Here is a 23,791-nt window from a genome sequence, read left to right as displayed (position 1 = left end):
ATAATTTTACCTTGAGCCCATATACAGTAATACTAGTAGCGTTTTCACAAGAACAGCTCTAATCAATGACCAGACCACGATTTCAATCGCAGATTTATATTTCAAGCGCGTATGCCGGTGACATGGCAGTGTTCGCTATTAAGGCATCAGCAGAATGACAGATTTACAGACCAGCCTGTTCATCATCGGAGGCGCGTTTCTTGTTGGCGTCATTTCCTACAATAAATGGCAGGAATACAAGGCCAAGAAAAGCGTAGAACGGGCATTTTCCGGATCGCATGACGATGTCTTGATGACGCCCAAGGACGGCGGCGAGGCGCCGGTGCGTCACGAGCCGAAGCTGTTCGAGAGCGAACTCGAGAGTGAGCTCGACGGCAGGGGCGACGCCAGGCAGGCAGCCGCAGCGCATGACGACATCGAGCAAAGCGCAGAGCAGCAGGCGCTTGAGCCGCAATACGGCGCTCCGGTGGCAAGCGCTCCGGTGGCAGCACCAGCGGTGCGCCGCGATCTGCCGGTCGATGAACTGATCGATTGCGCCATCCCGCTGGCGCTGGAAGCGCCGGTGCGCGGCGACAAGATATTGCCGGCCCTGCAAAGCCTGCGCCATGTCGGCAACAAGCCTATCCATTTCATCGGCGAGGACGCCAACGGCGACTGGGAGCCGGTGGCGCACGGCGGCGTCTACAGCACTTTGCTGGCAGGCGTGCAACTGGCCAACCGCACTAATCCCCTGAATGAAATCGAATATTCCGAGCTGGTCAGCCGCTTACGCCAGATCGCCGACGACCTCGGCGCCGAGCCGGACTTGCCGGACATGATGGAAGTGATGCACACCGCGCGTTCGCTGCATCAGTTCGTGATTGAACACGATGCGCAGCTGGGCGTGAATATCCAGTCGAACGGCGCACCGTGGGCCATCAGTACCTTGCAGGCTGCCTTGACGCGGCAAGGCTTCGATGCCCGGCCGGAAGGCCGAATGGTGATGTCGGATGGCGATGGCGGCCTGCTGTTCTCCTTATCGACCAATGCCAGCGCGGTGGCCGAAACCACCAGCCGCCTGACCCTGCTGCTGGATGTGCCGCGCGTCGCTCCCGACCGTGACGGCTACGGCGCCATGGTCGCTTGCGGCCGTTCGCTGGCGGCGCGCCTCGGCGGCGTGCTGGTCGATGACAGCAACCAGCCCCTGGCCGACGTCCAGCTGGCCGAGATCGCCGGCCAGGTCGATGCCTTCTACCGTGAAATGGATGCCGCCGAAATTCCGGCCGGCTCAGTGCGGGCCCTGCGTTTATTTAGTTAATTATGTCCCTACCATCATCACACGCCGGCGGCACGGAGAAATCTACCGATGCCGCCGAATGGCGCTTGCGCGCCGCCTGGCTGGCTGGCGAGCTGAATCGCCACAATCATTCCTACTACGTGCTCGATAATCCGTCGATTCCCGACGCCGAATACGACCAGCTGTTTCGCGAACTGCAGGCGCTGGAGCGGGAGCATCCCGAGCTGAACACACCCGATTCGCCTACCCAGCGCGTCGGCGCCGCGCCCTTGCCGCAGTTCGAGCAGGTCCGGCATTCGATTCCCATGCTATCGCTGGGCAACGGCTTTGAAGACAACGACATCGTCGAGTTCGACCGCCGCGTCCGCGATGGCCTCGATACCCATGTCGACAGTGAGATCGAATACGCTGCCGAATTGAAGTTCGACGGCCTTGCCATCAACCTGCGCTACGAAGACGGCGTGCTGGTGCAGGCGGCCACGCGCGGCGACGGCACCACCGGTGAAAACGTCACCAGCAATATCCGCACCGTGCGCGCGATTCCCTTGCGCCTGCATGGCGAGCATCCGCCGAAGGTGCTGGACGTGCGCGGCGAAGTGCTGATGTTCAAGGAAGACTTCGCCAAGCTCAACGCCCGCCAGCGCGAAGCGGAAATGAAGGAATTCGCCAATCCGCGCAATGCTGCCGCCGGCAGCTTGCGTCAACTGGATTCGCGCATCACGGCGCAGCGCACCTTGCGTTTTTTTGCTTACGGCATAGGAACGCTGGAGGGCGCAACCATGCCGGCTTCGCATTCGGCCTTGCTGGACTGGTATAGCGAACTCGGACTGCCGGTCTGCAAGGAACGCAGCGTAGTCAAGGGCGCCGCCGGTCTGCTGGATTTTTTCCGCGGCATCGGCAGCAAGCGCCCGCAGCTGCCTTATGAAATCGATGGCGTGGTGTACAAGGTCAACCGCCTGCTGCAGCAGCAGACCCTGGGGTTTGTCTCGCGCGCGCCGCGGTTCGCGCTGGCGCATAAATTCCCGGCGGAAGAGGCCACCACCCAGGTGCTCGGCATTGAAGTGCAGATCGGTCGCACCGGCGCGGTGACGCCGGTGGCGCGGCTGGCGCCGGTATTTGTCGGCGGCGTCACTGTCACCAACGCCACCTTGCATAATGAAGATGAAGTGCGGCGCAAGGATATCCAGATCGGCGATACCGTCATCGTGCGCCGCGCCGGCGACGTGATTCCGGAAGTAGTGGCCTTCGTGGCCGACTTGCGGCCGGCCGATGCGCAAGCCTTCGTCATGCCGACGGCTTGCCCGATTTGCGGCTCGGCCATCGTCAAGCTGGAAGACGAAGCGATCGCGCGCTGTTCCGGCGGCTGGGTCAAGTGCGCCGCGCAGCGCAAGGGCGGCCTGCAGCATTTTGCTTCGCGCCGGGCGATGGATATCGAAGGCCTGGGCGACCAGTTGATCGAACAGATGGTCGACCGCAACGTCATCACCACTGCTGCCGATCTGTACAAGCTGGGTTTGCTGAAGCTGGCGGAGCTGGACCGGATGGCCGACAAGTCAGCGCAAAATGTCTTGTCCGCATTGGAAAAATCGAAATCGACTACCCTTGGGCGTTTCATTTATGCACTTGGCATCCGTCATGTCGGCGAAGCCACCGCGAAAGAACTGGCGACGCATTTCGGCAGCATCGACGGCGTCATGCAGGCTACTGAAGAACAATTGCTGGAAGTGGCTGATATCGGCCCCGTAGTGGCACGTTCCTTGCAAGCTTTCTTTGCCGATCGGCTGAACCGGGAACTGGTGGAGCAGCTGCGTGCGGCTGGAATTCATTGGCCGGAGAACTTGCCGGCAGAAAGCGCGTCCAAGTTCTTGTTAGGCAAGACCTTCGTGCTGACCGGCAGCCTGCCGACGCTCACGCGCGATGCCGCCGCCGCCATGATCGAGGCGGCCGGCGGCAAGGTGACCGGTTCGGTATCCAAGAAGACCAGCTATGTGGTCGCAGGCGCCGAGGCCGGCAGCAAACTTACCAAGGCGGAAGAGTTGAACATCCCGATCCTGGATGAAGCCGCATTCCGCACTCTTATAGAAAGCGAACAAGGGAACCAACATGAGTAAAATCAGAAAAGCCGTATTTCCTGTCGCCGGCCTGGGCAGCCGTTTTCTGCCGGCCACCAAGGCCCAGCCTAAAGAAATGCTGCCCATCGTCGATAAGCCATTGATCCAGTACGCAGTGGAAGAGGCGGTCGCCGCCGGCATCACCGACATGGTGTTCATCACCGGCCGCAACAAGCGCGCCATCGAAGATCATTTCGACAAGGCTTATGAACTGGAAACCGAACTGGAAGCGGCCGGCAAGGACCGCTTGCTGGATCTGGTGCAGAACGTCATCCCGAAACATATCAACTGCATCTTCATCCGCCAGTCGGAAATGCTGGGCCTGGGACATGCGGTGCTGTGCGCCCGTCCGGTGGTCGGCAATGAACCGTTCGCCGTTTTGCTGGCGGACGATTTCATGGATGTGGCGGCCGGGCAGAAGCCGGTGCTGGCGCAGATGACGGATATTTTCGCTGAAGAAAATTCCAGCATGCTGGCAGTGCAGGATGTGCCGCGCGCCGACACCAAGCAATATGGCATCGTCAGCATTGATGCGTACAAGACCAATCTGGAAAAGGTCAACAGCATCGTCGAGAAACCGCTGCCGGAGCAAGCGCCTTCGACCCTGGCGGTGGTGGGGCGCTATATCCTGACCAACAAGATTTTCGATCATCTGGAAGGTCTGGGCAAAGGCGCCGGCGGTGAGATTCAGCTGACCGACGGCATCGCCGCGCTGATGAAAAACGAGCGCGTGCTGGCTTACCGCTACGCCGGCCAGCGTTATGATTGCGGTTCCAAACTGGGTTACCTGAAGGCGACCCTGGCGATGGGCCTGAAGCATCCTGAAACCGGCGCCGAGTTTGCCGAGTACCTGAAACAGTTCAAGTAATTACATCGAAGAGCCGATCATGACCGTTCGCGAAATCCTGAAGATGGGCGATCCGCGCCTGCTGCGGCAAGCCGAGCCGGTAACCGCTTTCGGCACGCCGGAGCTGGAAAGCCTGATCGCCGACATGTTTGAAACCATGCATGCGGTCAACGGCGCCGGCCTGGCGGCGCCGCAGATCGGCGTCAATCTGCAGCTGGTGATTTTCGGCTTCAAGAACAACGTCCGTTATCCGGACGCGCCGGCGGTGCCGGAGACGGTCTTGATCAACCCACTCCTGCGTCCCTTGTCGGAAGAACTGGAAGACGGCTGGGAAGGCTGTCTCTCGGTGCCCGGCATGCGCGGCGTGGTGCCGCGCTGGACCCAACTGCATTATGAAGGCGTCGACCAGACGGGCGCGCGCATCAGCCGCGACGTCGACGGTTTCCATGCGCGCGTGGTGCAACATGAATGCGACCATCTGAACGGCATCCTGTATCCGATGCGCATCAAGGATTTCACGCAATTCGGCTTTACCGAGGTGTTGTTCCCGGAACTGGATCCGAATCACGACGATTGAACGACGTAGGGTGGGCACGCTTGTGTGCCCACGCGTGAACTCCGGCCATCGCGGACCCGCGTGGGCACAGAAGCGTGCCCACCCTACCATGTACATCACCGCATGAATCACTAAGCTATTAGAAATAAATATTCGATAGCGGATATAATTGCAATTAAGCTAAGGTCAATGCATTTGTCGGCCTCGCTGCGGCCTCACCCATCACTGCCTTGCATGGCGGCGCTGCCTGCGCTGCTCCTGTTCGTGCGCCTCCCCAATAGCCGCTTACTTCTATTCGGAAAGCTTGCCCATGCACCATGCAGTAGAAACCTTCATCCAGGATCTTGCCGTCATCATGCTGATTGCCGGCGTCGTCACGGTCCTGTTCAACCGTTTCAAGCAGCCGGTGGTGCTCGGCTATATCGTCGCCGGCGTGATTATCGGGCCGCACACGCCGCCGTTCTCGCTGATCACCGATGAGCGCACGATCCAGATCCTGGCGGAGCTTGGGGTGATCTTTCTGCTGTTTTCTCTGGGGCTGGAATTCAGCCTGAAGAAGCTGGCCAAGGTCGGCGCCACCGCGTTTGTGGCGGCGCTGGCGGAAATCACGCTGATGCTGTGGGTCGGCTATGAAATCGGCATCTATTTCGGCTGGAAGAAGATGGATGCGGTGTTCCTCGGGGCGATGCTGTCGGTCTCTTCCACCACTATCATCGTCAAGGCGCTCAATGAGCTTGGCATGAAGCGCGAGAAATTTGCGCAGCTGATTTTCGGCATCCTGATCGTCGAAGATGTGCTGGCGATCGGCATGATCGCCTTGCTCTCGGGCGTGGCGACCAGCGGCTCGGTGGATGCCGGCGACGCCGTCACCACGATCGGCAAGCTGGTCCTGTTCATGATCGTGTCGCTGGTGGCGGGTATCCTGATCGTGCCACGCCTGCTCGATTACGTGGCTAAATTCAAGAGCAAGGAAATGCTGCTGGTAACGGTGCTCGGCCTCTGTTTCGGCTTCTGCCTTCTGGTCATGAAAATGGAGTACAGCGTGGCGCTGGGCGCTTTCCTGATCGGCGCCGTGATGGCCGAGTCGCGCCATCTGCATCAGATCGAACGCCTGATCGAACCGGTGCGCGACATGTTCAGCGCCATCTTTTTCGTCGCTATCGGCCTGTTGTTCAATCCCTCCATCCTGGCGCAGTACTGGCTGCCGATTGCCGTCATCACGCTGGCGGTAGTACTGGGCAAGGTGGTCAGCTGCGGGCTGGCGACTTTCCTGTCCGGGCAGGACGGCCGCACCTCGATGCGGGTCGGCATGGGCCTGTCGCAGATCGGCGAATTTTCCTTCATCATCGCAGCGCTTGGCGTCAGCCTGAAAGTCACCAGCGATTTCCTGTATCCGACGGTAGTGGCAGTGTCGGCGGTGACCACTTTGCTCACGCCCTATCTGATCAAGCTGGCCGATCCGCTTTCCAGCCGGCTGGCGAAGGCCATGCCGGGTAAACTGGCGTCGGTGTTCGGTATGTATTCAACCTGGCTCGCCAGCCTGCAGCCACAGGGCGACCGCGCGGAGTTGTCGCGGATTATCCGCCGCATTCTGCTGCAGGTAGTGGTGAACCTGGCGCTGGTCGCAGCAATCTTTATCATCGGCGGTTATTTTGCCGAGGCGCTCGGCGGCAGCATGTCAGCCTGGGTCGCGGATCCGCAAGTGCAGGATGCAATCGTCTGGGGCGGGGCGCTGCTGCTGTCGCTGCCGTTCCTGATCGCGACCTACCGCAAGCTGCATGCGCTGAGCATGCTGCTGGCGGAAATCAGCGTCAGGCCGGAATGGGCAGGCTCCTATAACCATGCGGTGCGGCGCGTGATCGCGGAAGTCATCCCGGTGGTCTCCATCGTCGGCATCATGCTGATGATCGCCGCGCTCAGCAGCCGCATCCTGCCGCCGACCAATCTGCTGATCCTGGTGCTGGTGGGCGCTGCGGTGCTGGTGCTGGTGCTCTGGCAGCGTTTCGTCAAACTGCATTCCAAGCTGCAGATCGCCTTGCGCGAAACCCTGGAACAGCAGCCGGACGAGAAACACTGACAGGCAGCATGGGCGATTGATTTAGGGGGATTGGCCGTCGATTGGTTAAAATAACGCTTTTATCTCTTTCAAGACATTGCCATGACTGCCATGACCCAGGATCAACTCAAACAAGCTGTTGCCCGTGAAGCAATTAAATACGTGGTGGACGGCCAGATTGTCGGCGTCGGCACTGGCTCTACCGCCAATTTCTTCATCGACGAACTGGCCAAGATCAAGCATCGCATCAAGGGTGCGGTTGCTTCCTCCGAAGCCACTGCGGCACGGCTGCGCGCCCATGATATCGAAGTCTATGACCTCAATCAGGTTGCCACCATGCCGGTATATGTCGACGGCGCCGATGAAATCACCGCGCAGGGCGCCATGATCAAAGGCGGCGGCGCGGCGCTGACGCGGGAAAAGATCGTTGCCTCGGTGGCCGAGAAATTCATTTGCATCGCCGACGGTTCCAAGCTGGTCAAGATGCTGGGCAAGTTTCCGCTGCCGGTCGAGGTGATTCCGATGGCGCAGGCGGTGGTGGCGCGCAAGCTGGTCAAGCTGGGCGGCGAGCCGAACCTGCGTTTCAAGGATGGTATTCCGCTGATTACCGACAACGGCAACGTGATCATCGACGTGGTGGGTTTGAAGATCGCCGATCCGGTTGAACTGGAACGGCAAATCAACCAGATCACCGGCGTGGTGACGGTCGGCCTGTTCGCGCAGCAGGGTGCTGACGTGTGCTTGCTTGGCACGCCTGACGGCGTCAAGACATTGACCTTCTAAGTTTTCTTTCTTGCTGCAGGAAGAGGCGAGGGAACATGGTTTCCCTCGCCAGGTGCTACTTGCTGCTAACTATCCCTGATCAGAACTTGTGACGCAGGCCGACGCGCAAGACGTTCTGGCTGCTGTCGTCCGCCGGCGCGCTGCTGTAGGCGCCGTTGATCACGCCTGGGTTGTTGACATCGTTGGCGCGCTGGTTGCTGTACATGGCGTACAGGTCGGTGCGCTTGGACAGGAAGTAGTCGACGCCCAGGTTGAGCTGGGTAGTCTTGCCCTTGGTCGAGCCGGTAGTCTTGCGGCTGATGTCGGCGCGATCATAGATCACGCTGGCCAGCAGGTGCAGATTGCCCGTCAGTGCGTAATCCACGCCCAGGTCAAAAATATTGGCTTTGGTCGCGGTGGTGATGTTGACCAGGCCAGTGCTTGCCACGGCTGTCGCCAGTGGACGCTTGGCTTGCGACCATGCGCCGTAGATCTTGGCCGGGCCGGCTTGGTAGCTGGCGCCCAGGGTGAAGGTCTTCAGATCGGTATCGCCTGCCTTGGTCGGCAAGGCGTCAGCCGCCAGCTTGGTCTGGAAGTAAGCCAGGCCGATGCCGAAGGGGCCGTTGGCATAGTTGCCGCCGAGGCCGAAAGCCTGGCCTGCCGAAGTCTGGCCGGCTACTTCGCCGAAGCCGTAGAACAGGCTGCCGGTGAAGCCGCTCAGGTTGCTGCTGTCGTAGCGGATCGAATTGTTGGTGCGGGCGCCGGAGACACGGTCCAGATTGTTGAAGTGGCCGCCCTTGACGCCGTTGCCGCCGAAGGTCTGCACCGAGGTGTACTTGTTGCCGATGTCTTCCAGGAAGTCGGTCTGGCGGCCGATGGTGACTGTGCCGAACGCACCCGACAGGCCGACCACCGATTTACGGTCGAACAGGGTGCTGGCTGTGCCGAAGGTGCCGTCATCCGCATTGAAGCCGTTTTCCAGATGGAAAATCGCTTTCAGGCCGCCGCCCAGGTCTTCCACGCCCTTGAAGCCGATGCGGGAAGTGGACAGGTCGCCGGAGTCGACGCTGAAGCGGCTATCGTTCTTGGCGCCGACCTTGCTGGTGTATGTCAGGCTGGCATCGACCACGCCGTAGATGGTGACATTGCTTTGAGCGTGTGCATTAGCGCCGATCAGGCCGAGAGCGGCTAGTGCAAATACGGTCTTTTTCATTTCTTCCCTTTGATATTTATAAGTAATTTATCCTGGTGTCCGGCGCAGGGCGTTGCGTAACAAATAGTTACTATTGTTACTAATTGTTACTGGCTGAACGGGCTAGATATTACCTTCCCATAAGAAAAATGCACTTGTTTTTTGAAAAATATTTTCAATTTAATGGACGTTGCCGGTTTATGTTGTTTTTTGACAGCCGTTTATGACATTTATGACTAAACATATGAATTATTCGCGCTAGCGTATAGTGAGAATTCATCGCTGCAATCGGTGGCCTAGGCCGGATAAGCGGCGCTTGCCTGCAAAGCCTTGCCGGCAGGGCTAAGATGGCGCATGGCGCGCCTGTACAATGATTTCCAGGCGCCCGGGGTTTGTCGTTCCATATATCAAAAAGGAAATGTCATGCTGAAAGCTACAGGCTATGCCGCACATAATGCCCACGCGCCGCTGGCGCAATTCGCCTTTGAGCGACGCACGCCGGGTCCGACCGATGTACAGATCGAGATCCTGTTTTGCGGCGTCTGCCACTCCGACCTGCACACCGCGCGCAATGAATGGCACAACACCGTCTACCCGGCAGTGCCCGGACATGAAATTGTCGGACGGGTGGTGGCAGTTGGCGCTCAGGTGAAACAATTCAAGGCGGGCGACCTTGCCGGCGTCGGCTGCATGGTGGATTCTTGCCAGCACTGTCCGAGCTGCGCCGAAGGGCTGGAACAATATTGCGAAAACGGCTTCACCGGCACCTACAATGCCGAAGACAAGCATAGCGGCGGCGTCACCTATGGCGGCTATGCCAGCAATATCGTGGTCGACCAGAAATTCGTCCTGCATGTCTCGGACAAACTCAATCTGGCAGCAGTAGCGCCGTTACTGTGCGCCGGCATCACTACTTATTCACCACTGCGCCACTGGAATGTCAGCAAGGGGCACAAGGTCGGCATCGTCGGCCTGGGCGGGCTCGGCCACATGGGCGTCAAGATCGCCCATGCGATGGGCGCGCATGTGGTGTTGTTTACCACTTCGCCAGGAAAGACCGAAGATGCCTTGCGGCTTGGCGCCGACGAAGTGGTGATCTCCAAGGATGCCGCGCAGATGGCGCAGCACGCCAACAGCTTCGATTTCATCCTGAATACCGTGGCGGCGCCGCATAACCTGGACGCTTTCCTGAACCTGCTGAAACGCGACGGCGCCATGACGCTGGTGGGCGCGCCGGCGGAAGCCCATCCTTCGCCCAATGTGTTCAACCTGATCATGAAACGGCGCACCCTGGCCGGCTCGCTGATAGGCGGCATCAAGGAAACCCAGGAAATGCTGGATTTCTGCGCCGAACACGGCATCGTCTCGGATATTGAATTGATCGCTATCCAGGATATCAACCAGGCTTACGAACGGATGCTGAAGAGTGACGTCAAGTATCGCTTCGTGATCGACATGGCATCCCTGCCTGCGGCGGCCTGACGGACTGAGCGGCCCTGCAAGGATTTCCTTGCAGGGCCGCCCGGGTTTTATAGCTTGTAGGTAAAAGCCGCAGATCAGGCAAACAAGCGCAGCACCACATTATTGATTACTGCGCCGCCGACGATCAGCCAGCCGAACAGGCAGGCCGCAAACAGCAACGGTTTGATGCCAGCCGTGCGTATCGATGAAAAATGGGTAGAGATGCCCAGCGCGGCCATCGCCATCGCCAGCAGCACATTGTCGGCATCGTTGACGTGCGCCACCAGTGCGGTCGGCAGCGCGGCCAACGAATTGAGTGCCACTACCGCCACAAAACCGAAAGCGAACCAGGGAATCGCCAGGCGTCCAGCTTTCCCGGCACGGCCGGCCTTGTCCGATCCGGTCGATTTCTTCGCCACATAAGCCGACAGCAGCATCAGGAACGGCGCCAGCATCATCACCCGCACCATCTTGGCGATCACCGCGGTATTGGCGGCGTCGGGGCTGACGGCGCGTGCTGCCGCCACCACCTGCGCCACTTCATGCACGGTGGAGCCGGTGAAAATGCCGTAAGCCAGCGGCGAAGCGGCCAGGAACTGCCAGTGCAGGTTCAACTGGTACAGCAGCGGGTAAAGGAAGATCGCCAGCGAACCGAACATCACCACCGTAGCCACTGCCACCGTGACTTGCGCCGGCTGGGCGCGCAGCACCGGCTCGGTCGCCATCACCGCCGCCGCGCCGCAGATCGAGCTGCCGGCGCCGATCAGCATGGCGGTATTGCGATCCAGCTTGAACAGCCGGGTGCCGAGCAGCAGCGCCATGCCGAAGGTGGAGCACAGCACCAGTGCATCGATCAGTACGCCGCTGATGCCTACATGGCCGATATCCTGGAAAGTCAGGCGGAAGCCGTACAGGATGATGCCCAGCCGCAGCAGGTTTTGCTTGGAAAAATTCACGCCTGGTCCGCAGGCCGGCGCGATCCGTTGATAACCCAGGTTGCCGACCAGCATGCCGATCACGATCGCCAGCGTCAGGGCGCTGAAGCCGTGCGCCTGCAGCCAGTCGATGCGGGCGGCGGCGGTGGCGGCGGCGGCAATGGCCGCGCTCAGCAGCAGGCCGGCCAGCAGGCGTGGCGACTGGGTCTTGGAAGTTGGGGCTGTGCTTGCCAGCGTCGAGGTATTCACTATGGGTTCCAATCTTGATGCAGCGTGTGCTGCCATGGAAACCACTATAACCAGGCATGGTTTAAAAGAAAAACGGATTAATTTTGTATAATTAACCTGTTTTTCAGGTAGATTGCGATTTCCCTTCGCAATCCTGCGTTCCCTCGCCGTTACCAAGGTCATCCGAGATGCGTCTCACCATCCGCCAATTGCAGATATTCCTGGCCGTGGCCCAGTCCGGCAGCACCACCGCGGCGGCGGAGCAGGTCGCCTTGTCGCAGTCGGCCACCAGCGCCGCCCTCAACGAGCTGGAAAACCTGCTCGACTGCCGCTTGTTCGATCGCGTCGGCAAGCGCCTGATCCTCAACGACAACGGCCGCCTGCTGCTGCCGCAGGCGGCGCAAGTAGTCGATGGCGCCAAGACCATCGAGCAGCAGTTTCTGATGCCGGGCATGGCGCAAGGAGGCGGCCTGCAGATAGGTTCGAGCACCACCATCGGCAGCTACCTGCTGCCGTCGCTGATCGCTTCCTACCGTCATCAGCACAGCGAACTACAGGTACGCGTGACGATCGCCAATACTGCCGACATCGTCGCCGCCGTGGTCAATTTTGAGGTCGACGTCGGTCTCATCGAGGGCCCCAGCCATGCCGCTGACCTGCAGGTGGAGCCGTGGATGATCGACGAACTGCTGATCGTGGCATCGCCGCAGCATGCTCTGGCCGGCGGCGACAAGAAACTGGGTGTGGCGCAGCTGCGTGCGGCCGAGTGGTTGCTGCGCGAACCGGGTTCCGGCACGCGCGAAGCGGTCGAGCAAGCCTTGCTGCCGCACCTGCATTATCTGCAGCAAAGCTATGAGTTCGGCAATTCGGAAGCGATCAAGCATGCTACCGCTGCCGGCCTCGGCATCAGTTGCCTGTCGCATGCGGTGGTGGCGGACTTCCTGCAAAGCGGGCGGCTGGTGGAACTGAAGACTTCGCTGCCGCGCTTGCACCGGCATTTTTACCTGATCCATAGCAAGCACAAGATATTGTCGCTGCGGCTGATGCAGTTCCTGGCTTTTTGCCGCGGCTGGTCCTGAGCCGCCCGGGATTTTCCTTCATTTCAAATTTTCCGTTGGCGCCGGCAGGAAATTGCCGTCGGCATAGGAAAGGCATTTCGCCTTGAAACGCATGCTGGCCGCGAAACTCAAAAAATCTTCGCGCTACTGATATCAAAACCGATATCAATCCAAATTAAAAAGTGATTAGTAAGACCAGCCAAGTGTTTTTACACTGGCTTCGGTATTTGTTCTCTCGGGAACGGCCTTGCAAGGGCATCCGGAGACAATTTATTTTCTATGTAGTAATATCGAAATAGATATCGAAATAATGAAAAAATTCATTTGTTTGATATCAGTGATGTTCGTAAGATAGCGAGGAAATCCACCAGGAAAGGTCTATATTGACAGTTTCGGAATTGTTGTTTGGAAAATATGATGTCTTGCCAGCACAGCTTCCCGCGCAAACCGGACCCACCATGCAGTAGCAGTCGCTTCACCATGTTCTGATAGAAAATCAAAATAACTCAAGGAGACAAGCTGTGAAAATGATTAAAACGACGATTGTTGGATTGATGATAGGCATGTTCGGCCTGGTGACTCACGCCAGCGCGCAGGACAAGGGCCTGATCGGTATCTCGATGCCGACTAAATCCTCGGCGCGCTGGATCGCCGATGGCGATAATATGGTCAAGGTGTTCAAGGAAAAGGGTTACAAGACCGACCTGCAATACGCCGAGGACGATATCCCTAACCAGCTGGCGCAGATTGAGAACATGGTGACCAAGGGCGTCAAAGTCCTGGTGATCGCTGCGATCGACGGCACCACGCTGACCAATGCGCTGCAAAAGGCCGCCGACAAAGGCGTCAAGATCATCGCTTACGACCGCCTGATCCGCAATTCCAAGAACGTCGATTACTACGCGACTTTCGACAACTTCCAGGTCGGCGTGCTGCAAGCCAGTTATATTGAAAAAGCGCTCGACCTGAAGGGCGGCAAGGGCCCGTTCAATATCGAACTGTTCGGCGGTTCGGCCGACGACAACAATGCCTTCTTCTTCTACAACGGCGCGATGTCGGTGCTGCAGCCTTACATCGACAAGGGCAAGCTGGTGGTGCGCAGCAAGCAGACCGGCATGGACAAGGTCTCGACCTTGCGCTGGGATGGCGCGGTAGCCCAGGCGCGCATGGATAACCTGCTCAGCGCCTACTACGGCAACGCCCACGTGGACGCTGTGCTGTCGCCATATGACGGCATCAGCATCGGCATCCTGTCGTCGCTCAAAGGCGTCGGCTACGGCACGCCTAAGCAACCGATGCCGGTCGTGACTGGCCAGGATGCTGAGATCCCTTCGGTGAAATCGATCCTGCGCGGAGAGCAGCGCCAGACCGTATTCAAGGACACGCGTGAACTGGCCAAGGTGACTGCGGGCATGGTGGATGCCGAGCTGAGCGGAAAAACTCCGACCGTCAACGATACCAAGACCTACAATAATGGCGTCAAGGTGGTTCCTTCCTACCTGCTGAAACCAGTCAGCGTCGATGCTTCCAACTGGAAGCCGGTGCTGATCGGCAGCGGTTATTACACTGAGAGCCAGATCAAATAAGAATCGACCCCAGCGCTTCAAGGCGACGGGGCGAAACTCAGAAGATCTTGTTTGGCCGGACCTTGCAGCGTCTCGTTGCAAGGTCCGTTTGTCAGGCGCCGGCGCTGCTGTCATGGTCGCTGTGCGTTGTATCAGGTAAGGGAGACTCAGTCAGCCGCGCAACCGGCTGGCAGAGCTTCCCGCAAGTGAGGTAACACAGATGGAAACTATCCTGGAAATGCGCGGGATCGGGAAGACATTCCCGGGAGTCAAAGCATTAGACAATGTCAACCTGGTAGTACGCAGCGGCGAGATCCACGCCGTGGTCGGCGAAAACGGCGCCGGCAAATCAACCTTGATGAAAGTGCTGAGCGGGGTCTATCCGCATGGTTCTTACACCGGCGATATCCACTATCAAGGCCAGACCAGACAATTCGAAGGCATCGCCGACAGCGAAGAATGCGGCATCATCATCATCCATCAGGAACTGGCGCTGGTGCCCCTGCTGTCCATCACCGAGAACATCTTCCTTGGCAACGAACAGGCCAGCCATGGCGTGATCGACTGGGAAGTCTCCTACGCCAAGACCAAGGAGCTGCTGGCCAAAGTCGGCCTCAAGGAATCGCCTAGCGCCTTGATCACCAATCTCGGCGTCGGCAAGCAGCAATTGATTGAAATCGCCAAGGCGTTGTCCAAGCAAGTCAAGCTGCTGATCCTGGACGAACCGACCGCCAGCCTCAACGAAAGCGACAGCGACGCCTTGCTGGACCTGCTGCTGGAACTCAAGGCGCAAGGTATTTCCTCGATCCTGATTTCGCACAAGCTCAATGAAATTTCCAAGGTCGCCGATTCGATCACCATCCTGCGCGATGGCAGCACCGTCGATACGCTCGACTGTCACAAGGAAGTGATCAGCGAAGACCGCATCATCCAGAACATGGTCGGCCGCGAGATGGCCGACCGCTATCCCAAGCGCAGCCCACAGATCGGCGAGACCATCTTCGAGGTCAAGCAATGGCGTGTGCATCATCCGATCCATCCGGAACGGCAAGTGATCAAGGGCGTGGATTTCCATGTCAGGAAGGGTGAGATTGTCGGCATCGCCGGCCTGATGGGCGCCGGCCGCACCGAGCTGGCGATGAGCATTTTCGGCCGCGCCTATGGCCAGCGCATCAGCGGCAAGGTTTTCTTGCGCGGCAAGGAAATCGATGTCAGCACAGTGCAGAAAGCGATCGACAACGGCATCGCCTATGTCACCGAAGACCGCAAGGGCTACGGCCTGATCCTCGACCAGGACATCAAGAAAAATATTACGCTCGCCAATCTCGATGGCATCGCGGACAAGACCGTGATCGACGAAGGGCGCGAATATTCGGTGGCCGCGGATTATCGCCGCCAGCTGAAGATCCGCTGTTCCAACGTCTTCCAGAAAGTGCTCAACCTGTCCGGCGGTAACCAACAGAAAGTGGTTCTCAGCAAATGGCTGTTTTCCAACCCGGATGTCTTGATACTGGATGAGCCGACGCGCGGCATCGACGTCGGCGCCAAGTACGAGATCTACACCATCATCAGCCAGTTGGCCAGCGAAGGCAAATGCATCGTCATGATTTCGTCGGAAATGCCGGAACTGCTTGGCATGTGCGACCGTGTCTACGTCATGAACGAAGGAAATTTCGTCGGCGAGATGACGGCGGCGGAAGCGTCGCAGGAAAAAATCATGCGCGCGATAGTAAGGAATGTAAAGAATGATGGAGACAACTGAAATGAACAACGATATCGTAGCGCCGGCAGCCAGTGAAAACCGGGCCCAGCCCCAGCCCACGCTGGAAAAGAAAGAGTACGCCGGTTTCCTGAAAAACAATATGCGCGAATACGGCATGCTGATGTCGCTGATCGCGATCATGGCGTTTTTCCAGTACATGACCAACGGCACCCTGATGGAGCCGCTCAACCTGACCAACCTGGTGCTGCAGAACAGCTACATCGTCATCATGGCGCTTGGCATGCTGATGGTGATCGTGGCCGGTCATATCGACCTGTCGGTGGGGTCGGTGGTTGGCTTCATCGGCGCACTGGCGGCGGTGCTGATCGTTAACCTGCACGTCAATTTCGTCCTCGCCAGCATCCTGTGCATCCTGGCCGGCGGCGTGATCGGCGCGGCGCAAGGCTATTGGGTGGCGTTTTTCAAGATCCCGTCCTTCATCGTCACGCTGGCCGGCATGCTGGTGTTCAAGGGCCTCACGCTGGCCCTGCTGCAAGGGCAATCGATTGGCCCCTTCCCGGACGATTTCCAGATGCTGAGCTCCGGCTTCATCCCCGATCTGTTCAACGCCACTGACATGCGCATCACTTCCTTGCTGGTCGGCGTAGTGGTGGCGGCGATCATGATCGTGGTCAAGGTGCGTGCGCGCGCCAAGCAAAGCAAGCACGGCATGGAAGATGAACCGTATCTGTTCTTCATCCTGAAGAACGCCATCTTCGCCGGCGTCATCATTTTCTTCAGCTATCTGCTGGCGTCCTATAAGGGCATGCCGAACGTGCTGATCATCATGTTCCTGCTGATGGTGGTGTACACCTTCGTCGCCAACCGCACCACCATCGGCCGCCGTATCTATGCGGTCGGCGGCAACGAGAAGGCGGCCAAGCTGTCCGGCATCAAGACTTCCAGGGTGTCGTTCTATACCTTCATCAACATGGGCATGCTGGCGGCGCTGGCCGGTCTGATATTCGCGGCGCGCCTGAATACCGCCACGCCCAAGGCCGGCACCGGCTTCGAGCTGGACGTGATCGCTGCCTGCTTCATCGGCGGCGCCTCGGCTTCCGGCGGCGTCGGCAAGGTCATGGGCGCGGTCATCGGCGCCTTCGTCATGGGCGTGATGAACAACGGCATGTCGATCATGGGCATCGGCATCGATTACCAGCAGGTGATCAAGGGTCTGGTGTTGCTGGCGGCCGTATTTGTAGACGTCTACAACAAGAACAAGTAAACGTAGTAATCGGCGCATATATAAGCACGCAAATAAGCACGCATAATTCACGAGAAAGCCACAGATGACAGTCGATAAAAAACGCCCGCTGCGCTCGGCAGAATGGTTCGGCAGCAACGACAAGAACGGCATGATGTACCGCAGCTGGATGAAGAACCAGGGTATTCCGGATCATGAGTTCCAGGGCAAGCCGATCATCGGCATCTGCAATACCTGGTCCGAACTGACGCCTTGCAACGCCCACTTCCGCAAGATCGCTGAGCACGTCAAGCGTGGCATTTTTGAAGCCGGCGGCTTCCCGGTCGAATTCCCGGTATTTTCCAACGGCGAGTCGAACCTGCGTCCGACCGCCATGCTGACGCGCAACCTGGCCAGCATGGATGTAGAAGAATCGATACGCGGCAATCCGATGGATGCGGTGGTGCTGCTGGTCGGCTGCGACAAGACCACGCCGGCTTTGCTGATGGGCGCCGCCAGCTGCGACGTGCCGGCAATCGTAGTGACCGGCGGGCCGATGTTGAACGGCAAGCACGAAGGCAAGGACCTCGGTTCCGGCACCGCCGTCTGGCAACTGAGCGAAGCGGTAAAGGGCGGCCAGATCAGCATGCATCAATTCCTGGCGGCCGAATCCGGCATGTCGCGTTCGGCCGGTACCTGCAACACCATGGGTACGGCTTCCACCATGGCTTGCATGGCCGAAGCCCTGGGTACTTCCTTGCCCCACAATGCGGCGATCCCGGCGGTCGATGCGCGCCGCTATGTGCTGGCGCACATGTCCGGCATGCGCATTGTCGACATGGTGTGGGAAGACTTGCGCTTGTCGAAGATCCTGACGCGCGAAGCATTTGAAAACGCTATCCGCGTCAATGCCGCCATCGGCGGCTCGACCAATGCCGTGATTCATCTGAAAGCTATCGCCGCCCGCATCGGCGTGCCGCTGGAACTGGAAGACTGGACCCGCATTGGCCGCGGCACGCCGACCCTGGTCGACTTGCAGCCCTCCGGCCGCTTCCTGATGGAAGAATTTTATTACGCCGGTGGCTTGCCAGGTGTGTTGCGCCGTCTCGGCGAGGCCGACCTGTTGCCGCACAAGGATGCATTGACGGTGAACGGCAAGACGCTGTGGGAAAACAACCAGGAAGCGCCTATCTATAACGATGAGGTGATACGCGTGATCGACAAGCCGCTGATCGCCGACGGCGGCATCTGCATCCTGCGCGGCAATCTGGCGCCGCGCGGCGCAGTGCTCAAGCCATCGGCGGCGACGCCGGAGCTGATGAAACATCGCGGCAAGGCCGTGGTGTTCGAGGATTTCGACCATTACAAGAAACGCATCAACGATCCGGAACTGGAAGTGGATGCGAGTTCGGTGCTGGTCATGAAGAACTGCGGTCCAAAAGGCTATCCCGGCATGGCGGAAGTCGGCAACATGGGGTTGCCGCCGAAACTGCTGGCGCAGGGCATCAAGGACATGGTGCGCATTTCCGACGCCCGCATGAGCGGCACCGCCTACGGCACCGTGGTCCTGCACGTGGCGCCGGAAGCGGCCGCCGGCGGTCCGCTGGGGATCGTCGAAGACGGTGACTGGATCGAGCTGGATTGCGAGGCGGGGCGTTTGCACCTGGATATCAGCGATGCCGAAATGGCGCAGCGCCAGGTCGCGCGGGAGGCCGTCAATGCGGAGACGGTGACTGCCCACAGCGGTTATCAGCGCCTCTATATCGACCGGGTACTGCAAGCCGACGAAGGCTGCGATTTCGACTTCCTGGTTGGTTGCCGCGGCTCTGCTGTACCTAAGCATTCTCACTAATTGCAATTGTAGGGTGGGCACGCTTTTGTGCCCACGCTGTTTTGATATCCGCGTGGGCACAAAAGCGTGCCCACCCTACGACACTGGAGAAGTACATGTTATTGCTTCAATTCAAGCAGGCCGATGGCCAGCGCCGCATCGGCGTCCTGGAAGACGAGGGCAGGAAGATCCGCGTGATCGAGGGCTATGCCTCGACCTACAACCTGGCGCAGGCGGCGATAGCCGCTCACAGCACGCTGAAAAAGCTAGTCGATGCCGCGTTGGGCCCCACTGTGCTGGACTACGCCGCGATAGCGCAAGCCGGAGGCCTGCTGCCGCCGCTTGACCATGGCGACAGCGCGCATTGCTATGTCACCGGCACCGGACTCACGCATCTCGGCAGCGCTGACGGCCGCGACGCCATGCACAAGAAACTCGGCGATGCCGACACGCTGACCGACAGCATGAAGATGTTCCGCATGGGCCTGGAAGGCGGCAAGCCGGCGGTCGGCCAGACCGGCGTCCAGCCGGAATGGTTCTACAAGGGCGACGGCAGCATCGTACGTGCCGCCGAGCAGCCTTTGGGCATGCCGCAGTTCGCGCTGGATGGCGGCGAAGAACCGGAGATCGCAGCCTTGTACGTGATCGGCCCGGACGGTGCGCCATACCGCCTTGGCTTTGCCATCGGCAACGAGTTTTCCGACCATGTCACCGAGCGTCAGAACTATCTGTACCTGGCCCATTCCAAGCTGCGCGTGTGCGCGGTAGGACCGGCCCTGCTGGTGGGCGATTTGCCGCCGCACGTGGCGGGCATGTCGCGCATCCGCGACAGCCGCGGCGAGGTGCGCTGGGAAAAGCCTTTCGTCAGCGGCGAGGACAATATGTCGCATACGGTCGCCAACCTGGAATACCATCATTTCAAGTATCCGCTGTTCCGTCGCCCGGGCGATGTGCACATCCATTTCTTCGGCACCGCCACCCTGAGCTGTTCCGACGGCATCCAGGTGGCGCTCGGCGAAACCTTTGAAATCGATGTCGCCGCGTTCGGGCCGCCCTTGCGCAACAAGCTGGCGCTGGAGACGGTGCCGGCGCCGCAGATCCATCAGCTTTAAGTTATCGACTACATTCACATTCCGGGAACATCATGAATATCACAGGCGAATCGCTGATCGGCGCCTCATGCATTAAAGGCGCGGGCGCCGATTTTTTTGCGTTCGATCCGGCTGCCGGCAAGGATCTCGAGCCCGCTTTCCATACCGCCGGCAAAGCCGAAATAGATTGTGCCTGCGAACTGGCGCGCATTGCTTTCGATCCATACCGCGCTACCGATCCGGAAACCCGTGCGCGTTTCCTGGAAAGCATCGCACACCACATCATTGAACTGGGTGACCAGTTGATCGAACGCGCCATGCAGGAAAGCGGCCTGCCCAGGGCACGCCTGGAAGGCGAGCGCGGCCGCACCGTCGGCCAGCTCAGATTGTTTGCGGAAGTACTGCGCGAAGGTTCATGGCAGGAGGCACGCATCGATCCCGCCTTGCCGGAACGCCAGCCATTGCCGCGCGTCGATCTGCGTTTGCGCATGATCGGCCTGGGGCCGGTGGCGGTATTCGGCGCCAGCAATTTTCCCCTGGCGTTTTCGGTCGCCGGCGGCGATACCGCGGCGGCGCTGGCGGCCGGCTGTCCGGTGGTGGTCAAGGCGCATCCGGCCCATCCCGGTACTTCGGAACTGGTGGGCAGGGCGATTCAACGCGCGGTGGCCGAGGCCGGCTTGCCGGAAGGCGTGTTCTCATTGCTGACCGGCGTTGGCAACCAGCTTGGCGCGGAACTGGTGCGCCATCCGGCGATCCAGGCAGTCGGCTTTACCGGTTCGCGCCAGGGCGGACTGGCGTTGATGGCAGTTGCTGCCGCACGTCCACAGCCGATTCCGGTGTATGCGGAAATGAGCAGTATCAACCCGGTTTTCCTGCTGCCGCATGCATTGGCGGAAAAGGCCGAGGCGCTTGCAGCCGGCTTTGTCGATTCGCTGCTGCTCGGGGTCGGCCAGTTCTGCACCAATCCAGGGCTAGTGCTGGCGCTGGCGGGACCGGACCTGGAACGTTTCAGCGCAACGGCCGCCGAACAGCTGGCGCAGCGGCATGCCGGTACCATGCTGTCGGCCGGTATCCAGCGCGCCTATGAACAGGGCGTCGGCCGCCTGGCGGGCAACCGCCATGCACGTCAGCTCAGCCATGGCATCGCCAGCGAGACCGGCGGCAAGGGCGTGCCGGCCCTGTTTTCTGCCAGCGCGGAAGATTTCCTGAGCGATCCACAGTTATCGGAAGAAGTGTTCGGTCCGGCCTCCCTGCTGATCGCTTGCAAGGATGTGGCGCAGATGCATGAAGTGGCCGAACGGCTGGAAGGGCAACTGACCGCCACCCTGCAGATGAGCGACGGCGATCATGCGCTAGCGCGCAATCTGCTGCCGGTGCTGGAACGCAAGGTCGGCCGCATCCTCGCCAACGGTTTTCCTACCGGTGTCGAGGTTTCCTATTCGATGGTGCATGGCGGCCCTTTCCCGGCCACCTCGGACAGCCGCGGCACGTCGGTCGGCACTGCCGCCATCCAGCGCTTCCTGCGCCCGGTGTCCTACCAGAACCTGCCGCAGGCGCTGTTGCCGGCGGCAATACAGGATGGCAATCCGCTGGCGATCTGGCAGCGCATTAACGGACAGTTGAAGAAATAAGCGGATCTATCCGCATCACACAGGAGTGGACATGTCGGCGGTAAAGAATGTTGGAAGCGATAAGCTGGCGCATTTCCCCAGCTTGAATGGTAAGAGCGTATTCATCACTGGCGGCGGCAGCGGCATCGGAGAAGCGATTGTCAGCGCCTTTGCAGAACAGGGTGCAAGGGTGGCGTTCGTCGATATTGAAACCGCAGCCAGCGAAGCCTTGTGCCAGCGCCTGGCAGCTGACGGGTGGCATATGCCCTTGTTCCGCCATTGCGATATCCGCGATATCGCTGCCCTGCAGGCCACCATGCAAGCCATGGCGCAAGAGCTCGGCGATTTCGATGTGCTGGTCAACAACGCCGCCAACGACCAGCGCCATCAGTGGCAGGATGTCACTGTCGACTACTGGAACGACCGCATCGCCATCAACCAGCGGCCGATGTTTTTCACTTGCCAGGCGGTGGCGCCTGGCATGCAAAAAAAGGGCGGCGGTTCGATCATCAATCTCAGTTCCATCAGCTGGCACTTGTCCAATGGCGGCTATCCGGTGTACACGACGGCGAAGGCGGCAGTGGTGGGGCTGACGCGTGGACTGGCACGCGACCTCGGGCCGCACAATATCCGCGTCAATACGGTCTCGCCCGGCTGGGTGATGACGGAACGGCAGGTCGCCCTGTGGCTGGATGCCGCCGGCGAGGAAGACATCAAGCGCAACCAGTGCCTGCCCGGCAAGCTGCAACCCTGGCACCTGGCGCGCATGGTGCTGTTCCTGGCGGCGGACGACAGCGCCATGTGCACCGCCCAGGAATTCATCGTCGACGCCGGCTGGGCCTGATTGCTGGTGCTTGCTGTCAGATTGTGCTCAGCCAGGCGCGTAATTCCGGCGTATCGTAAGCGACGTTAAAGCGCAGCCAGGCGCTGGGCTGATGATCGGGATCGAAGGCGCTGCCCGGTGCGAACCAGAAGCCGGCCGCCGCCGCTTCCTGCGCCAGCAGCAGAGAGTCCTTGCCGGCCGGATGACGACACCAGATGAACATGCCTTGCGTTGCTGCTGCGAACGTGTGCCAGCCGCATGTGGACAGCAGCTGGCGCATGCTGTCCTGGCCTTCTCCAACGCGTTTGCGCAACTGCGTCAGGTGGCGCTCGTAATGGCCATGCGTCAGCACCTGGTAGATCGCCTGTTCGATGAATTCCGAGGTAGTGATGCTGATCATCAGCTTGACCCTGGCCAGGGTCTGCAGCAAGGGTGCAGCCGCCGCGATATAGCCGACCCGCAGGTCGGAGGAAATGGTTTTGCTGAAACCTGAAAGATAGACCACCCGTTGCAAGCCGTCCAGGTTGGCTAGTCTTGGCGCCTGATCCGTGGCGAAATCGCTGTAGATATCATCGTCGACAATCGTGAAGTCGTAATTCTCTGCCAGCCGCAGCAGCCGGTGCGCTTTGCTCCAGCTGAGGGAGCTGCCGGTCGGATTGTGCAGCAGCGATTGCATGAAAAACAGGCGCGGCCGCAAGCCGCCGCGCAGCAGGCTTTCCAGTGCGTCCAGATCCGGCCCGTCAGCCTGGCGCGGTACGGCCTGCATCGCCATCCCCGACAAATGCAGCAGGCTGAACAGATTGTAGTAACCGGGCGCTTCTACCAGCACGGTATCGCCCGTTGCGCAGCAACAGCGGATCAGCAGTTCCAGGCTATGGGTGCTGCCTGCGGTCAGCAGGATCTGCTCGGCGCTGCAGTCTATCCCGCGTCGCGCCAGTCTTTGCTGCAGCACATCGCGCAAGGGCGCATAACCCAGCGCCGAACCATAGCAATATACATTGGCGCCGGGGCGCGCCGCGACGCTGCGCAAATGCCGGTGCAAATCCAGTCCTTGCAGCCATTCCTTGGGCAGGGCGCCGCTGCCGCATTTCAGCAAATTGTTGGGTTCCACCAGGCCGCGGATCAGCAGCGCGACATCCAATACCTGATCCAGGTGCGCCGGCCTGGCTTGCCGCGGCGGCGTGGCGTTGATCCGCACGTAGTAGCCAGAACCGTGGCGCGGATTGAGCAAGCCCATCCCGGCCAGCTCTTCATACGCCGCCAGCACCGCGTAGCGGCTGATGCCGAGTTGCGCCGCCAGTGCCCGTATCGATGCCATCTTGCTGCCGGCCGCCAGCTGGCCTTGTTGTATGGCCTGCTGCAGCAGGCGGCAGAGTTGCTGTTGTGGCGGCAGCGGAGAGTGGGGATCTAGTCCAATCGGCGGCATACGGCGCTCCATGACGGG

Annotated in this window: 18 protein-coding genes; 15 read left to right on the top strand and 3 right to left on the bottom strand. The window is 59.8% G+C overall.

All coding sequences use genetic code 11. The features are described 5' to 3' along the window. Nucleotides 1–154: 154 nt before the first annotated feature. From CPter91_RS17265 to rpiA, 6 genes are all read left to right on the top strand, one after another. Nucleotides 155–1,297, top strand: coding sequence for a cell division protein ZipA C-terminal FtsZ-binding domain-containing protein (locus tag CPter91_RS17265; protein ID WP_061942348.1), 1,143 nt, complete (start codon nucleotides 155–157; stop codon nucleotides 1,295–1,297). A gap of 2 nt (nucleotides 1,298–1,299) precedes the next feature. After that, the gene (ligA, locus tag CPter91_RS17260) at nucleotides 1,300–3,387 is read left to right on the top strand and encodes an NAD-dependent DNA ligase LigA (RefSeq protein WP_061942346.1); all 2,088 of its coding nucleotides are present in this window, start codon (nucleotides 1,300–1,302) and stop codon (nucleotides 3,385–3,387) included. After that, on the top strand, nucleotides 3,380–4,255 hold the full coding sequence (galU, locus tag CPter91_RS17255) for a UTP--glucose-1-phosphate uridylyltransferase GalU (protein ID WP_061942344.1): 876 nt from the start codon (nucleotides 3,380–3,382) through the stop codon (nucleotides 4,253–4,255). Before ligA ends, galU begins: the two co-directional genes overlap by 8 nt. Nucleotides 4,256–4,274: 19 nt before the next feature. Then, the gene (gene def, locus CPter91_RS17250; protein ID WP_061942342.1) at nucleotides 4,275–4,811 is read left to right on the top strand and encodes a peptide deformylase; all 537 of its coding nucleotides are present in this window, start codon (nucleotides 4,275–4,277) and stop codon (nucleotides 4,809–4,811) included. A 289-nt stretch (nucleotides 4,812–5,100) separates the two neighbouring features. Then, nucleotides 5,101–6,867, top strand: coding sequence for a cation:proton antiporter (locus CPter91_RS17245; RefSeq protein ID WP_061942340.1), 1,767 nt, complete (start codon nucleotides 5,101–5,103; stop codon nucleotides 6,865–6,867). A gap of 90 nt (nucleotides 6,868–6,957) precedes the next feature. Beyond that, on the top strand, nucleotides 6,958–7,629 hold the full coding sequence (rpiA, locus tag CPter91_RS17240) for a ribose-5-phosphate isomerase RpiA (protein WP_061946362.1): 672 nt from the start codon (nucleotides 6,958–6,960) through the stop codon (nucleotides 7,627–7,629). A gap of 79 nt (nucleotides 7,630–7,708) precedes the next feature. Here the strand turns inward: rpiA and CPter91_RS17235 are convergent, their stop codons facing one another. Further along, complete coding sequence (locus CPter91_RS17235; protein ID WP_061942337.1) at nucleotides 7,709–8,821, bottom strand: porin; 1,113 nt, start codon at nucleotides 8,819–8,821, stop codon at nucleotides 7,709–7,711. 402 nt (nucleotides 8,822–9,223) lie between these two features. Here CPter91_RS17235 and CPter91_RS17230 point away from each other — a divergent pair, with 402 nt between their 5' ends. Further along, nucleotides 9,224–10,282 (top strand): NAD(P)-dependent alcohol dehydrogenase, encoded by a 1,059-nt coding sequence (locus CPter91_RS17230; RefSeq protein ID WP_061942334.1) that lies wholly within the window; start codon nucleotides 9,224–9,226, stop codon nucleotides 10,280–10,282. A 74-nt stretch (nucleotides 10,283–10,356) separates the two neighbouring features. Here CPter91_RS17230 and CPter91_RS17225 read toward each other — a convergent pair whose 3' ends face one another. Further along, complete coding sequence (locus CPter91_RS17225; RefSeq protein ID WP_236905847.1) at nucleotides 10,357–11,445, bottom strand: YeiH family protein; 1,089 nt, start codon at nucleotides 11,443–11,445, stop codon at nucleotides 10,357–10,359. A gap of 167 nt (nucleotides 11,446–11,612) precedes the next feature. On the opposite strand from CPter91_RS17225, the gene CPter91_RS17220 reads away from it, so the two are divergent. The 8 genes from CPter91_RS17220 (at nucleotide 11,613) to CPter91_RS17185 (ending at nucleotide 22,368) form a co-directional block, all read left to right on the top strand. Further along, nucleotides 11,613–12,503 (top strand): LysR family transcriptional regulator, encoded by an 891-nt coding sequence (locus CPter91_RS17220; RefSeq protein WP_061942330.1) that lies wholly within the window; start codon nucleotides 11,613–11,615, stop codon nucleotides 12,501–12,503. A gap of 506 nt (nucleotides 12,504–13,009) precedes the next feature. Then, nucleotides 13,010–14,068, top strand: a complete 1,059-nt coding sequence (gene chvE / locus CPter91_RS17215) for a multiple monosaccharide ABC transporter substrate-binding protein (protein WP_061942328.1) — start codon at nucleotides 13,010–13,012, stop codon at nucleotides 14,066–14,068. Between the two features lie 199 nt (nucleotides 14,069–14,267). Beyond that, nucleotides 14,268–15,809 (top strand): multiple monosaccharide ABC transporter ATP-binding protein, encoded by a 1,542-nt coding sequence (gene mmsA / locus CPter91_RS17210; protein ID WP_061942326.1) that lies wholly within the window; start codon nucleotides 14,268–14,270, stop codon nucleotides 15,807–15,809. Between the two features lies 1 nt (nucleotide 15,810). Next, nucleotides 15,811–17,034 (top strand): multiple monosaccharide ABC transporter permease, encoded by a 1,224-nt coding sequence (gene mmsB / locus CPter91_RS17205; RefSeq protein WP_236905846.1) that lies wholly within the window; start codon nucleotides 15,811–15,813, stop codon nucleotides 17,032–17,034. A gap of 64 nt (nucleotides 17,035–17,098) precedes the next feature. Further along, nucleotides 17,099–18,844 carry an IlvD/Edd family dehydratase gene (locus tag CPter91_RS17200; protein WP_061942322.1) on the top strand — a complete coding sequence of 582 codons (1,746 nt, stop codon included), beginning with the start codon at nucleotides 17,099–17,101 and terminating at the stop codon, nucleotides 18,842–18,844. A gap of 95 nt (nucleotides 18,845–18,939) precedes the next feature. Then, the gene (gene araD1, locus CPter91_RS17195) at nucleotides 18,940–19,935 is read left to right on the top strand and encodes an AraD1 family protein (RefSeq protein ID WP_061942320.1); all 996 of its coding nucleotides are present in this window, start codon (nucleotides 18,940–18,942) and stop codon (nucleotides 19,933–19,935) included. Nucleotides 19,936–19,967: 32 nt separating this feature from the next. Beyond that, nucleotides 19,968–21,545: an aldehyde dehydrogenase (NADP(+)) gene (locus CPter91_RS17190; RefSeq protein ID WP_061942318.1), complete on the top strand. Its 1,578-nt coding sequence runs from the start codon at nucleotides 19,968–19,970 to the stop codon at nucleotides 21,543–21,545. 31 nt (nucleotides 21,546–21,576) lie between these two features. Next, nucleotides 21,577–22,368 carry an SDR family NAD(P)-dependent oxidoreductase gene (locus CPter91_RS17185; RefSeq protein WP_061942316.1) on the top strand — a complete coding sequence of 264 codons (792 nt, stop codon included), beginning with the start codon at nucleotides 21,577–21,579 and terminating at the stop codon, nucleotides 22,366–22,368. Nucleotides 22,369–22,384: 16 nt separating this feature from the next. Here the strand turns inward: CPter91_RS17185 and CPter91_RS17180 are convergent, their stop codons facing one another. Next, nucleotides 22,385–23,773, bottom strand: a complete 1,389-nt coding sequence (locus CPter91_RS17180; protein ID WP_061942314.1) for an aminotransferase-like domain-containing protein — start codon at nucleotides 23,771–23,773, stop codon at nucleotides 22,385–22,387. Nucleotides 23,774–23,791 lie beyond the last annotated feature (18 nt).

The organism is Collimonas pratensis (assembly GCF_001584185.1).
Taxonomy (GTDB): domain Bacteria; phylum Pseudomonadota; class Gammaproteobacteria; order Burkholderiales; family Burkholderiaceae_D; genus Collimonas; species Collimonas pratensis.
This window is presented reverse-complemented; position numbering and strand designations above follow the sequence as displayed.